Source organism: Desulfospira joergensenii DSM 10085, assembly GCF_000420085.1.
Lineage (GTDB): Bacteria > Desulfobacterota > Desulfobacteria > Desulfobacterales > Desulfobacteraceae > Desulfospira > Desulfospira joergensenii.
On the sequence record NZ_ATUG01000001.1, the window covers coordinates 1,554,090 to 1,568,681 of the forward strand.

The window sequence follows — 14,592 nt, forward strand, 5'->3', positions numbered from 1 at the left end:
TTAACAAAAAATATATGACTCGATTGATGAAAAAATTTGATACCGGTAGCAGGCCGGACGGAAAAAATCAATATAGTCGTGCAAAGGTCTCAATGAGTCATCATAGAATTGATTTTTTAGATTTTGCAAAAGGATTTGCAATATTATCAATAATCATTTTCCATTATTCTCAACCTTATGCAACCGGTCTTTGGTCAAAAACCATAATGCTTGGCGGAACAGGAATTCATGTATTTTTCATCATATCAGGATTTGGGCTGGGATTATCGTCAACAAAAATGAAATTTACTGTTTTCTATAAAAAGAGATTTACTAAAATTTTTATTCCATATTATGCTGCAATTCTGTTAATTTTTTTTATAAATGAAATATTCCCAATCTATACCGAAAATAGACTGTATGCGCTTGGTGGACATTTATTTTTGTATAAAATGTTTGATGAAAGTATAATAGAAAGCTTTGGGGACCACTTCTGGTTTATCTCCACAATTATACAATTTTATATCGTCTTCCCATTAATAATAACAATAAAAAATAAAATATTAGTTAAAAGGTTCCTGGTATTTTCACTGTTACTTTCTTTGGCTTATTGGGTAACTATATCCCTATTAAAGATATCGCATTTAAGAGTCTATAACAGCTTTTTTCTTCAATATTTATGGGAATTTAACTTAGGCCTTGTTTTTGCCGAAGTGTATATTCAGAAAGGTAAATGTTTTTGGGATACAAACATAGTTCTTCTATTCTCGACTTCCATAGCAGGGCTTTCTCTAATGGCCTTGTTGGCGCTCAAAGGAGGGCAAGCAGGGCAAACATTTAATGATGTGCCGGCTTCAATTGGCTATCTAAGTACTGTCGCTGTAATGTATTTACTCGTTTCAAATTGTCGCAAAATCAGATCTTTTATCAATTATATGGGTAAAATTTCCTATGAGCTATACCTACTGCACAAGCTCTTGTTTCTTCTATCAAATAAAATTCTACAGGAGTATGCAGGAGTAAACACAGGCGTATTGACATCGCTTTTTATTGCTTTCCCTATATCAATAGTCATTGCAAAATATTTTTCATCACTAACAAATATTTTTGCCGATGGTAGGTTCAAATACGCTTCTCAATCTTGAAATTTAAGCACAATACCCAATTGAAATTTTTAAGAAAATCAGGTCGTTTAATACGCTCAAATCTAAAATTTAAATCAATTTTCAATAAGCATTTAAATTATCCGTCACAAAAAAACAACTGACAAATGTTTAGAAAATGGTTGCTTATTTAGTTGCCAGGATAATATTTAAATACTTTCATCTTTTCCGGATCAGCCATGGCGGGACAAAACACTACCCTAAAAATATTCTATGACATATCGTTTATCGGGGATGGGAGGATCTCTGGCATAGAAAGATTTTCCCTTGAAATTTATCATCATCTGAAAAACAGCAGGGGAATGAATTTTTTTTGTGCCTTGCCAAAAGGATTTGAAGCAATCAATACAGATGTTGAGAATATTCTTTTGCCATCTACATTAAAATCCTTGAACCATTTTTTACATGTGCCATGGATTTTAAAAAAGATCGCCCCGGATGTAGCTCTTTTCCCAGCTTTCCCACCGGCACCTTATGTCGCATTGTTTCGAGGAGTAAAAATATTTCGTGTTCTCCATGATATCGTTTACTGGCAGCGCCCTGAAACCTTATCAGAAAACGCTGTATGGTACCTTAAACCTTTGGAAAAATTCTGGTTGAGTCGATACCAAAACCTATTTACAGTTTCTAATTATTCCAAAAATAAAATTGTTGAAGCGTTGGGATTTCCTGAGGAAAAAATCTGGGTTGTGCCGAATGGTGTCAGTGACACATTTCAAAAAATGCATCCTACCAGACACAAAACAGAAGGAAACTATCTGCTTTGTGTCGGCACAATTGAGCCGAGGAAAAACTTCAACTTTGCGGTCGATGTGTTTGACCAGCTTGTTAAAACTCGCTCTGATTTAAAATTGTTCATTTGCGGCAGAAAAGGATGGGGCTATAAAGCGCTTATTAACAGAATTTCCCACAGCCCGAATGCTTCCAAAATTCGCTTATTCCATGATGCAGATGACAAAACACTGGCGGATCTCTATCATGGCTGCTGGCTCTTTTTATTTCCATCTATAGAGGAAGGGTTTGGCATCCCACTTGTGGAAGCCATGGCACAGGGGAAGGCTGTGATTGCTTCTGATAATTCAGCTATCTCAGAAGTTGTTGGAGACGCAGGCATTTTAATCTCAGAATATGATCCGGCCCATTGGTGTAAAAAAATAACACAACTCATAGATAATAAGCCAAGATTAAAAAAGATAAAACAAATGGCAAAAGATAGGGCTGCCCAATTCACCTGGCCAAAAGCGGTAGATAGATTGGAGGATGCCATTCACAATGCCCAAAAGCAGAACATTTCCTATTAAATTTGATGCGCTTGATCTTGAGGAAGTTGTTTCATACTGTCTTCAAAAAGGGCCGTATCGATATATTGTCACACCGAATGTGGATCATATGTGCCGCCTTTACAAGGATTCCCGTATGTTAAAGCTGTATTCCGACGCCGACTTGTGTGTGTGCGACAGCAAAATTCTGCAGTATATCAGCAGAATTTTTATGGGAACGCCTGTCAAAAAAGTTGTACGAGGAAGTGATTTAGTCGTTCATCTGCTTAAATCGATGCCAAAAAATCTGAAAATATCGATTATCGGGAATTCTGATCAGCTAAAAACCGAAATAAAAAATCTATATGGACTGTCATCCGTTGATGTTTACACTCCGCCCATGGGATTTTCCGGCCAACCTGAAGAAATTGAAAAAACTTTGACTCAGATTATTGCTGCAGGAGCCGATGTTATCTTTTTAGCTGTGGGTTCTCCTAGGCAGGAAGTTCTTGCTATAAAATTACGAGATCGAATCCAGCATGGCGTCGCAATCTGCTGCGGCAATGCCGTTAACTTTGCGGCAGGCAATGTAAAGCGATCGCCTAAATGGATGTCGAATATTGGCCTGGAATGGTTTCATAGAATTCTTACAGAACCCGAACGAATGGTAAAAAGATATATTAAAAATTTAGAAATATTCCTATGGGTGTTTCGAAATAGCAAAAAAATTGGCTAAAAACAGTGTCAAACCAACTTTGCTTTTAATCTGGCATGAAGCCGGAAACCCGTTGTACTGGGACCGCTTTTATGCTCTTTCTGAACAATTTGAATTAACTGTTTTTGGATTTGACCGCTTCCAGGGGATTGGCTTTAAAGAAATACGTACAAATGAAAAATTTCGTGCTTTTTTGTTTAAATCATACCTGTCGTTCCACTGGCTGACTGTTTTTTCGACAACTTTAGTTAAAAAATTAATCTCAAACCGTTTTGACTATATTTATATCCATGAAGAACCACACTCATTGCTGGCCTTTTTAACAGCCATTTTTTCCAAAAATGCAAAAGTCGTTATCGATGCTGCTGTTATAAACAGACGGCTTAACTTCAACAGACTTAATATTTTTGAAAGATTTGTATACCACCGCCTGATTGGAATCTTTTATAGAAATGATGACGTAAGAAAAATCCTTCTCAAGAGAGGTGCTTCTGATCGGAAAATGAGATGCCGGCTGGGCAATGGCGTGTCAAAAAAGACATTTCGAAAAATTGATACCATCCGTCTGGCCGGCAAACTTAAACGTCTTCCAGCCAAAAAACAGGGCCGAATGATTGTTGGATATGCTGGACGGATCTGGCAATGGAAGGGTGTGGAAAACCTTATTGATATAGCAAATTTACCCAATATTGATGTCGTGGCCTGCGGTCCCGTATGGGAAAAAGACCTGGCAACGAAACTAGAAGATAATGAAGTAACCATTCTGCCCAAGCTGGGTCGTGATGATCTGACCAAGTTTTACTCTTATATAGACCTGTTCGTGCTGCCCAGTCTTCCTTCCCCGAACTGGACTGAACAATTTGGAAGAGTCATCGTAGAAAGTGTATTTTGCGGGACACCTGCCATAGGGAGTGACACAGGATTTATCCCTAACCTGGTTGGAGAAAAGGCTGTTTTTAAAGCTGGAGACAAGGTGGCCATACAAAAGCTTGTCACAAAATATAGTTCATCTCAAGCCCGTTTAGACTTGCTGGCAAAGCAGTCACAGAGACTCCAGAGAGACTATTCCTGGGAAGCCATTGCAAAAAAAGTTAAAACAAATCTTGAAAAAATTTAAAACAAGGCTTGGAAAACCAAATCTGAGTATTTGCAGCCCTCCTTCTTTCAATAAGAAAAAGTCATGAGAATTAAAAACATTGATCCAGATAAAATGGCGATCTTTATTGTCCTTTCCGCTATGGTAATGAATTTTGTACTTTCAATTCTCAACAACAATGGCTTGCCTATGAATCAAACTAAAGTAATCATAGTTCAATTATTGATTACTGCAGGCGCCTTAATCGTTTTCCTGCAAAGCAAGCCTAAAATTCCTGACAAATTTTATCTAAGTTGCGCCTCTATATTAGTTTTTGCGATAATTGCAATGATTTATAAGGAAAATTCTAATTTCCAATTTTTGTACAAGCTATTTGTCATCCAAACATTTATTCTACTTGGAGCAAGCGTTAAAACTATAAATATTAGATATTTAAAATGGTTTTTATATTTCATACTCATCGTTGCTATTTTTGAAGCGATTTTTCCCACAATTTATCAGAGAATTGTGAATCCTTTCGACTATTACGTCTCAACCAGGGATTGGGTCAACCGATTTGCTTCAAGGCACCATCTGAGAATATCTCATGGTCTTTATGTCGGTGTAAATCGATCGTTTGGAAGCATCTTCGGGTTTGCCGGGCACAGAGTGAGTTCCATCTTTCTCGAACCACTTTCTCTTGGATATTTCAGTGTAATTTATTCAATGGTTATTTGTCATGCATACTGGGGCAAAATGAAAAAGCTCATTCCCCAGTTGATAGTTTGTTTTCTGCTTGCACTTTTCTCAGACACACGTAGTGCAGTTTTACTTCTTGTTATCTTAATTCCAACAATGTATTTTATGAAAGAACTTCCAAAGGAAATGTTCTATTTTTTCCCAATACTTTTCATAGTGCTCCTGTTAATAATTTATAAATTTGGTTTTTTAAACCGATGGTCTGAGTATAAATTCAGAATAGGGATAACAACAAACACCCTTATAAAAGCATCGATTCCCGATTTATTATTTGGAAAAGCTCATACCGTATATTCCGGTGACAGCGGTATTTTAGAATTGATTGACGGTGCCGGCGTTATCGGTGCCTTCCTGTTTTATATAACAAGCTCCGGGTTGATCAGTGGAAAATCTATGAACCAACCCCTTGTTTTCTTTTCAATGCTATTTTTAATGGTCGCTTCTCTTTTCGGGGGGGCTTGTTTTTCAATAAAAACGGCATCTCTATTAGGTTTCTTCATCGGCGCTATGAGCTCAGGTGCACAAATTTCAGAAACTGCGGGTCAGCCAGTTCAATAATTTTCAAGGATTATTAAATGCAGCACAACAAATCGATCTCCGTTGTGATTCCAACAACAGGAGACCCATCCTCACGTCCGCGCCTAAAACAAATTATTGAAAAAATCCAGAGCCAATCCTATAAAATTTTAGAAGTCATCATTGTCTGGCAAGGAGAAAGGGCACCCCAATTCACTGCATCACTTCCTGATATCGTGAATATTCAGTATGAACAAATTCGTGCTGTATCTAGGGCTCGCAATGTTGGTGCTAGTTTAGCAAATGGAGACCTAATCTGGTTTATAGACGATGATACTATCCCAGAATCCGAAGAGACCCTTGAAAAAGCTATGTCAGTTTTAGAGGATCAGCACTTGGATTTCATAATTGCCAATATTGTATGCCATGGAGAAAACAAAGCTTCTGAGTCAATTGCTCAAGATGTTGCAATAAACAAAAACACTTTAAGAGGTCGTTTTTCAGAGCCTGGATTGCTCATCTACAAAAAACTCTATGACATCCATAGTTTTGATGATTCTTTAGGGGTGGGATGCATCCACGGTTCCAGTGAAGGATTTGACCTTGGGGCCCGCCTTATTGGCGACGGGCGTCTTGGAATTAAGAGGCATAACTATATACTGTACCACCCTGATCTGGCAGATGACGATCAAACTAACATCAACAGAATTTTTTATTATTCATTGGGCAATGGCTATGTTCTGGTAAAAAATGGTTATTATTATTGGTATCTATATGAATTTTTAAGAGTTGGCTTTTGGCTGTTCCAGGGTATAATCCGATGGGACAAACAAAAAATCAAAAGTTCTATCGTTAGATGCCTCTGCCTGATTTTAGGCCCTTTAATCCCACCGCGCTCCCCAAGTTAAGTAAGCCGTTTTTGAGCATGTAACTCCATCGAAATAAATTAGAATTTTTTCAGAAAACTTCCCTATCTTTTATCCAATTTTAATCACAACAACTTTATGAAATCCTATATTGCAGACCTAATAGGTCATCGAAAAACTGCAGACTTCAAACGTTTAATGGCAAAAAAACTTCCTTCTCCGGTACTTGGCTTCTTAAACCGCCGTTTCATAAGTTTTGTACCAGATGAATTTTATAGTCAATCCCTAATATTTGTCCATGTCCCAAAGGCAGCAGGCACTTCCGTTTCCCGTTCTCTTTTCAACAGATCTGTCGGTCATTTACCAGCCCATTACCTTAAAAAAGTAGATCCAAACCTATGGAATTCTGCATATTCTTTTGCAGTTGTAAGAGAACCTTTGGACCGTCTTATCTCAGCTTATCTTTTTTTGAAAAACGGTGGGACAACAGATGTTCAAGTGACGGAAAAAAATTATTATAGAAGCAAAGCGTTTGAAACATTTCCTACCTTTGTGACGTATTGGTTGACTAAACATTTCTTTGAGATTCAAAAATACGATTATGTCCTATGGCCCCAGCATCAATTTGTCTGCGATAAATTCGGGGATATCCTGGTTGACAAAATTTTCCGGATAGAAAACTTTACTGAATTTGAAAAAGTTATGATGAAAAAAAAAAAAATCAAAGGACCGCTTCCAATAACTAATCGAATAGATAATCGGAGGGGAATTAATAAGGAAGAGCTGGCTGACGAAATTAAAAAAACTGTTTATAATTTATATGCTGATGATTACCGAATTTTCGGATACAGGACTGACTAACCGCCGCCTTTTACAGAGTTGAAAAACTGATCGTCACTTTAAAAGCATCCTGGATATAATGCAAATAAATTTCCATATAATCCCATGAACATAAAACGAGCTTTTCTATCAGGTTCTTTGTGGACGTTAACTGGGAATACAGGGCACCAACTAATCAACTTTGCTATTTTTGTTTACCTTGCCAGGGAATTATCTCCCCGGACCTTTGGGATTATGGCCATGGCAATCGCTTTCACAGAAATAGCCACAATTATTTGTCGGTTCGGCCAAACCAACGCGATTGTCAGGCTTGAAAAGACGCATGAAAGAGTTCTCAGCACAGCGTTCTGGATTATATGCGGATGGGGAGTCGCACTAACCTTATTAATAAGTGCACTTTCCGGTATCATCTCAAACTTTTACGGTGAACCCGACTTAAAACGGGTTTTACTCTGGTTAGCCCCCTTACCGGCTCTCAGTACTATAGGAGCGGTACACGAAGCGATACTCAGGCGGCATATGAAATTTCACTTTATCGCAACTAAAAATATCACGGCTATGATTGTCAGCGGGACCCTCTCGATCATTCTAGTCCACTTGGATTATGGAATAGAGGCACTTATCGGGCAAAGGTTGAGCTTTGCGATTATATCATCGGTATCAATCCTTCTTTTTGCCAGATGGCGGCCACGAATGATCTTCGATAAAAAAGAAAGTGTATATCTTATATCCCACGGGAAATCAGTTGTATATAATGTTCTTTCAAATAGGCTCTCCCCTCGACTGACTGATATGATTGTCGGGTATTTTTTAGGCGTTTATGCATTGGGTTTATTAAGAATTGCCAATCAAATGTTTGAGTTTATATCAATAACAATTATTCATCCCGTTTCGGACGTTCTCCCGGCTGTTTTTCGTCACTACCAAAATGATAAAAAAAAACTTGGGGTTTGGTATTTAAAGTTGTCTCAAATTGCTGCGATAGTTATTTTTCCAGCATTTACTGGCATGGCAGTATTATCTGACGAACTGATTTTTATTGCATTTGGTGATCAATGGGCAGGGAGTGCCATAATTCTACAAGTACTTTGTATTATGTTTTTTTTAGTACCGATGATACAGTTCGCGCCACCTACTATGATGGCAATTGGTGACATGATTCCGGTTACCCGACTCGCTTTTGCAAAAATAATTCTTATAGGAGCTGTGGTAACCATTCTCTCCCATTATGAAATAGTCCATGTAGTGATAGGATTGGTTATCGTGCAGTATTTAATTACCATAGGATACTTTCGCGTACTAACTGAAAGGATCCCTGGATTATGGCCGAACTTACTTATAGAAGCTTTACCACCTTTGTTAAGTGCTGGCGCTATGTGCATTACAGTCCTTTGGTTTCACCATATTGGCCCTTTTTCAGAAATCAACAATATTTACTTAAAACTGATCTGTTCCATTTTGGCTGGGGTACTATCTTATTCTTTCTTTTTACTGATAGGTGATGTCAGTGGTCTATGGAGAGGCACTGTTCGCCGAATTTATAGATTAGCTGAAGAGCTTTTAAACAGATAGCCTAGTCTATTAAAGCAGAGAATAAAATAATCTCCATTGGGTAAATGGGATCTCAACAAAAATAATGGCTCTAACAATTAGAAAATTTTATGCTGACAGCAACCCAGGTGGGAAAAACCAACATAGTCATTCAAAGTCCTTGCCTAAACTGGCTCCTGAAATTCAATTTATGCTGCTTTGCTCCTGCATTGATCCGGATGAGAAAAGATGTGCCCAGATACGGCAAGGCTTTTGCCCCTCTCTGGACTGGGAAACATTCTTTTCATTTTCCCTTCACCAGAGAATGCTTCCCATTGTATATCTCAGCATAAAAAAAGCCATACCAGACTTAATTCCTAAAGATACTCTTTCAAAATTCAAATCAGCATACGTATCCAATACCCGCAGGAATCTATCCCTTACGGCATTCTTGCTCTCCATCCTGTCAATTTTAAGCACCCATAAAATAAAAGTGCTGCCGTTTAAAGGCCCGGTGCTGGCCCAGGATATATATGGGGATCCCGGGCTCCGAATTTTTTCCGACCTGGATATTCTTGTCCACCTCAAAGATGCGGTAAAGGCCTGGAACCTTTTTACGGATAAAGGGTTGATACCTGAACTCTCTTTGGATGACAAAAAAAAGGATAAATATATCCAAACCGAAGACCATATGATTTTTTCCCACAAAAACAATGGAATCATCGTTGAACTTCACTGGGAAATGTCAGGCCGATATATTTCCCCTTTTCTGGGCCTGGAAAAGATAGCTGGTCATCTGCATCCATTGCCCATTCTCAACAGGGAGGTATTGAACCTTTCTCCGGAAATCCTGTTGCTCTACCTTTGCATCCACGGGGCAAAAGAAAACTGGTGGTACCTGGAACAGATCTTTTCCCTTTCCCGGCTGATCAGCCGAAAAAAAGATCTTGACTGGCAGATTGTAAAAAACCTGTCCCGTAGATGGCGCTGCCGGAAAATGCTTGACTTGGGATTATTGCTCGCAAAACAGATTTTTTCAACCCCCGTTCCGGAGCCCCTTGTCCACAAGAGACGGAATGACAGGGACATTCAAAGGAATTTGGAAACGATACTTGACCGTTTCTTTGGGGAAACTTCAGCTGCGCCGGAAACACCTGCCCCGGGAAGATTCTCCCCATTGCATCTGGCTGTAAGGGACTCATTCATGGAAAAACTTTCCTATGCTGCCAGATTGATTTTCCAGCCCACATCAAAGGAATGGATCCATTTCCCCCTGCCGGCCCGGCTCTCTTTTCTCCACTACGGATTAAGGCCCATCAGGCTCTTGAAGGAAGGATTCATACAAAAAAATGCTTAAGGAACACAGTCCCCTTATCCTCGATTTTCAAAAAGGGATTGATATTGCCCTTACCGGGATATCTTTTATCCTGGCCTACCACATTAAATTATTTTTACTACCCTCCTCATTAAGGGGCCTTACAACCGATCCCAATTATTATATCGTCCTGCTCCTGATCATCATTGCCTGGTATATCGCCTTCAAATGGACGGGCATGTACATGTCCTACAGGCAGAAGCCTTTCTGGCAGTTTTTTACAGCCATACTAAAATCCTGTTTTCTTGGAATCGTCCTGGTCAGCGTCGCCATGTACCTGATGCACATCCAGGGGATCAGCCGCCTATTGATGGGAATTTTCCTACTTTTAAACATTTGTCTCCTGAGTCTGTCAAAATTCCTTGTTTTCAAAACTTTGAAAAAGATGCGGGAAAGCGGGCTCAATACCCGGAATATACTCATCATCGGCAGCAAGGCCCGGGCCAGGGATCTCATTGAAGTAGTGGAACAAAACAGGCAGACCGGATACCGGATCTTGGGCTGTTTTGATATTCAGGAAGAAACCCTTGGGCGGGAAGTGGCAAACGGCCATAGGGTCATCGGCCTGATTCAGGATCTTGAATCATTTCTGAGAAATCATACTGTGGACGAGCTGATATTTGCCATGCCACTGAAGATGATTGAGAAAGGGGATCGGCATATTGCCCTGGCCGAGAGCATGGGTATCCGAGTCCGGATTATCCCGGACTGGGAGATTCACTATCTCATGTACAGTCCGGATATTGCCACCATCCGGTTTGAGGAGTTCCTGGGGACTTACAATATGGTTCTCCAGTCCACACCCCAGAACGAGGGGGAACTCTTCATTAAAAATATATTTGATTATGCCGGTGCCGGGATAATATCGATTGTATCCATCCCGATTTTCCTGGCAATCGGAATGGCCATCAAGATCTTTTCAAAGGGCCCGATCCTCTATACCCAGGAGAGACTGGGACTCAACGGCAGGCGGTTTAAAGTTTACAAGTTCCGGACAATGGTGGATAATGCAGATGAATTATTAAAAGAGCTGGAGGAAATGAACGAGGCGGACGGTCCTGTATTTAAAATCAAAAATGACCCCAGGATCATCCCCCATATCGGCGGATTTTTGAGAAAAACAAGCCTGGACGAGTTGCCTCAGCTCATCAACGTTCTCAAGGGGGAAATGAGCCTGGTGGGGCCCAGACCTCCCATCCCCAAAGAGGTGGATGAATACTCGGTCTGGCAGAGGCGGCGCCTGTCCATGAAGCCGGGCATGACCTGCCTGTGGCAGATCGCACCCAATAGAAACGAACTCACCTTCCAACAGTGGATGAAACTGGATTTAATGTATATTGACACCTGGTCCCTGTTAATGGATTTCAAAATATTGTTTTTAACGGCCAAGGCGGTTTTGACCGGGGCGGGACGATAGATTCGGAGTGGAAATCAATACCCGATATTTTAAAGTCGCTGGCTTGACCTTTCAAATCAACTCTGATCTGCCTATTTTTGAAGATACATTTGCACCTAAATTTAAAGTATTTGAAACAAATGAACCGGGAACAGGTGGTGATATGGTCATCATCAACCATTGTTTCAAAACACAACCCCCCCCCAACAAAAAAGGTTTTGAAAAAATTTATCACAAAATTCCCTGGACTATTTACCGACATAAAAACGGATGGATATATCAAAGGATACATATCCACAGCGGTGTTCTGAAAACATATTGTACAGCTTTTCTAAACCACGCCCACACTCGCGTCGACATTTACCATAACGACATGAATCAGAATCGATATAAAAAGGGTCATGTTGAATCCTTAACGCTTTTCCCGACGGATCAGGTTCTTCTTGCCAGGCTTCTTGCAGATCGCAAGGGCTGCTTTTTCCATTCCAACGGTATAGTTTTTAACAATAAAGGGATGCTTTTTCTGGGACATTCCGGTTTCGGGAAATCCACCCTTGCAAAAATGCTTAAATCAGATGGCGGTAAAATCCTCTGTGATGATCGGATGATAGCCAGAGAATATCCAGCGGGAATAAAGATATACGGGAATTGGTGCCACGGAAAGGAACAAATATTCTCTGCAGATTCATCTTCCCTAAATGCTTTATTTTTTATTACTAAATCGAAGGACAATCGTATCGTTCCGGTTGATGATATAAAAAGCATTGTTCATAACCTGTTTTCATATATTGTCAGGCCGATAGTGACAAAGGATTGGTGGATCAGCTCTTTGCTTTTGATGGAGAATATGGCCCGGCAAATTCCCTGTTATAACCTTATGTTCGATAAAAGCGGTCGGATTGTTCCCTTAATCGATAAGTTGTTAAAATAAAAAAGATGGTTATGTTTGATCAAGTGAGGATGCCATGACAAATAAAAAAATAAATATGGACTCTGTTTATCTGCCTTCTGACAAAATCGTTGCAAGGGAGATTGAGGATGAATTGATTATTGTTCCAATTGAAAGCGGATTTGCCGACTTCAACGACACTCTATACTCGCTGAATGAAACAGGACGGGCAGTATGGAATCTGCTGGATAAAAAAAAAACGGTAAAATACATCTGCGAAAAACTGTCGGAGTCGTACAAAGCCCCGGCAGACACAATTGAAAAGGATGTAGTTCAACTACTTGAAGAGCTCTTGGGAATGGGGATTGTTGAAGATTTAAACGCCTGACAAATGAGAGATCTCTGCCTTACGGGATATCAATTACACGAGTTAATGGACGCGGTTCTGGCAGCAGACCCTTCCAACAGGGTTAAGGTCAAAGGACATGGACTAAGTATGAGTCCTTTTATCCGTGACCACAATGTTATTGTACTTAAACCCAATACCAGTGATACACAAATTAAATTTGGAGATATTGTGGCCATTTTTAATAAGGATCAGACCAGAATACTGATTCACAGGGTCATAGGAAAAAATAAGAACCGAATTCTGATCAAAGGAGATAATAATATCCGTCCGGACGGATGGTATTCGAAACAGGATGTTTTAGGTATTGTCGATGGGATAATAGGAAAAGGATTAATTTTCAAGTACACCCCCTTGGTGAATATTCCGGCAGCCATTGGGTCCAGAACCGGTTTGTTTAATCGGATCTTGTTTCCTGTCCTGAAACACTTGAAAAAAATTATTCTGCCCCATGGATAGGTCAACAATTAAAACACCCGTTTCACTTTCAGAGTACGGGTTATGGGAAAAAGCAGCTAAAAAAAGAACCCTTTTGTCTATGGTTCTGGAACTGACTGCAAGGTGCAACAATGCCTGTTCCCACTGCTACATCAATCTGCCTGAAGATGATGTTGAAGCCATGAAATCGGAACTATCCTTTGAAGAGATCAAAAAGATTGTTGATGAAGCGGTCTCACTTGGAGCTCTCTGGTTTCTGATCAGCGGTGGTGAGCCTCTTTTAAGGAAAGATTTTTCGGATATTTATATGTATTTGAAAAAAAAAGGAGCATTAATCACCATATATACCAATGCGGCCCTGATTACGAATGAACACATCAAATTGTTCAAAAAGTATCCTCCCAGGGGAATTGAGGTGTCGGTGTATGGAGTCTCAAAAAAAGTTCACGCCCTTGTGACGCGCCGCAATCATTTCGACAAAACCTGTGAAGGTATTGAGAAACTACTAACCGCCGGGCTCCCCGTTAGGCTAAAGGCCACTATCCTTAGATCCAACCACAAGGAACTTCAAAAAATTGCACGTTGGTGCCAAGAAAAGTCAAAATCATCTTTCAGATTCAGTCCATTTCTACATTTACGGTTGGACCGCAACCCCCAAAAAAACAGGCAAATCATCTCGGAACGGCTTACTTTTAAAGAAATTATTGACCTTGAAAAAAATGATCCTGTCAGACTCAAAGCTCTTGAAAAAAAATGCCAGCGCCTGGATGGTGCAACCCAAGAGAACAAGGATAGAATATTCAAATGCAATGCAGGAGTCAATGAATGCTGTGTCGGTTATGACGGCACGTTCAAACTGTGCACTTCTCTTGTAAACGGGGGGTGCACATATGACCTGAGAAAGGGAACACTTTCAGAAGCCTGGAATATATTCACCCCTAAAGTGATTTCCATGAAGACGGACAAACAGGAGTTCAAAGAAACCTGCGGGAAATGCAGTTTCACCTCGCTTTGCATGTGGTGCCCTGCCCATGCAGACCTTGAAACAGGAAAACTGGACGGTCATATAAACTATTTCTGCGACATGACCCTGAAACGATACCATGAATACAGAAAAGACCCTCCTCAAAAATAGTGGCATGTTTATTGCTTTAAAAATTATTGAATTTATAGAAAAAATGTTTTAAATATGATCTAAATTATAAAAGGAACTCGTTAAAGGAGACCGCAATGAAAGAAAAGAAAGAGTGGGAAACACCAAAAATCATTGTAATTTCGAAGAGCAACCCGGAAGAGAGCGTCCTGTTTGCGTGTGATGCCAGTATGGCCTCATGCAGCAGTGAAACCGGAGCCCCCCTTCAGAATATCGGAAGTTAACAGGAGGAT

The 14,592-nt window shown here is 40.0% G+C and carries 15 protein-coding genes; all 15 read left to right on the forward strand.

The features are described from left to right. The first annotated feature begins 26 nt into the window (after positions 1–26). The 15 genes from F608_RS0107800 (at position 27) to F608_RS36465 (ending at position 14,583) form a co-directional block, all read left to right on the forward strand. Positions 27–1,124 (forward strand): acyltransferase family protein, encoded by a 1,098-nt coding sequence (locus F608_RS0107800; RefSeq protein WP_161626833.1) that lies wholly within the window; start codon positions 27–29, stop codon positions 1,122–1,124. 197 nt (positions 1,125–1,321) lie between these two features. Continuing rightward, on the forward strand, positions 1,322–2,443 hold the full coding sequence (locus tag F608_RS0107805; RefSeq protein WP_022665073.1) for a glycosyltransferase family 4 protein: 1,122 nt from the start codon (positions 1,322–1,324) through the stop codon (positions 2,441–2,443). Continuing rightward, positions 2,415–3,137, forward strand: coding sequence for a WecB/TagA/CpsF family glycosyltransferase (locus F608_RS0107810; RefSeq protein ID WP_161626834.1), 723 nt, complete (start codon positions 2,415–2,417; stop codon positions 3,135–3,137). The genes F608_RS0107805 and F608_RS0107810 overlap by 29 nt, the downstream gene beginning before the upstream one ends. Next, positions 3,130–4,233, forward strand: coding sequence for a glycosyltransferase family 4 protein (locus tag F608_RS0107815; protein WP_153307464.1), 1,104 nt, complete (start codon positions 3,130–3,132; stop codon positions 4,231–4,233). The genes F608_RS0107810 and F608_RS0107815 overlap by 8 nt, the downstream gene beginning before the upstream one ends. Positions 4,234–4,296: 63 nt before the next feature. Continuing rightward, positions 4,297–5,508 (forward strand): hypothetical protein, encoded by a 1,212-nt coding sequence (locus tag F608_RS0107820; protein WP_022665076.1) that lies wholly within the window; start codon positions 4,297–4,299, stop codon positions 5,506–5,508. A gap of 17 nt (positions 5,509–5,525) precedes the next feature. Further along, complete coding sequence (locus F608_RS0107825; protein WP_022665077.1) at positions 5,526–6,374, forward strand: glycosyltransferase family 2 protein; 849 nt, start codon at positions 5,526–5,528, stop codon at positions 6,372–6,374. Between the two features lie 156 nt (positions 6,375–6,530). Continuing rightward, entirely contained in the window at positions 6,531–7,193 is a 663-nt protein-coding gene (locus tag F608_RS35635) for a sulfotransferase family 2 domain-containing protein (RefSeq protein ID WP_161626835.1), read from the forward strand. Between the two features lie 84 nt (positions 7,194–7,277). Next, positions 7,278–8,744, forward strand: a complete 1,467-nt coding sequence (locus tag F608_RS0107835) for a lipopolysaccharide biosynthesis protein (protein ID WP_022665079.1) — start codon at positions 7,278–7,280, stop codon at positions 8,742–8,744. Between the two features lie 169 nt (positions 8,745–8,913). Next, positions 8,914–10,059: a nucleotidyltransferase domain-containing protein gene (locus F608_RS0107840; RefSeq protein ID WP_022665080.1), complete on the forward strand. Its 1,146-nt coding sequence runs from the start codon at positions 8,914–8,916 to the stop codon at positions 10,057–10,059. Beyond that, entirely contained in the window at positions 10,052–11,494 is a 1,443-nt protein-coding gene (locus F608_RS0107845; protein WP_022665081.1) for a sugar transferase, read from the forward strand. Before F608_RS0107840 ends, F608_RS0107845 begins: the two co-directional genes overlap by 8 nt. A 7-nt stretch (positions 11,495–11,501) precedes the next feature. After that, positions 11,502–12,404, forward strand: coding sequence for a hypothetical protein (locus tag F608_RS0107850; protein WP_022665082.1), 903 nt, complete (start codon positions 11,502–11,504; stop codon positions 12,402–12,404). Positions 12,405–12,438: 34 nt separating this feature from the next. After that, on the forward strand, positions 12,439–12,750 hold the full coding sequence (locus F608_RS0107855) for a PqqD family protein (protein WP_022665083.1): 312 nt from the start codon (positions 12,439–12,441) through the stop codon (positions 12,748–12,750). A 108-nt stretch (positions 12,751–12,858) separates the two neighbouring features. Then, positions 12,859–13,227 carry a S24/S26 family peptidase gene (locus F608_RS0107860; protein ID WP_022665084.1) on the forward strand — a complete coding sequence of 123 codons (369 nt, stop codon included), beginning with the start codon at positions 12,859–12,861 and terminating at the stop codon, positions 13,225–13,227. Beyond that, the gene (locus F608_RS0107865) at positions 13,220–14,341 is read left to right on the forward strand and encodes a radical SAM protein (protein ID WP_084681018.1); all 1,122 of its coding nucleotides are present in this window, start codon (positions 13,220–13,222) and stop codon (positions 14,339–14,341) included. The genes F608_RS0107860 and F608_RS0107865 overlap by 8 nt, the downstream gene beginning before the upstream one ends. Positions 14,342–14,436: 95 nt before the next feature. Next, entirely contained in the window at positions 14,437–14,583 is a 147-nt protein-coding gene (locus F608_RS36465; RefSeq protein WP_022665086.1) for a hypothetical protein, read from the forward strand. Positions 14,584–14,592: the final 9 nt, after the last annotated feature.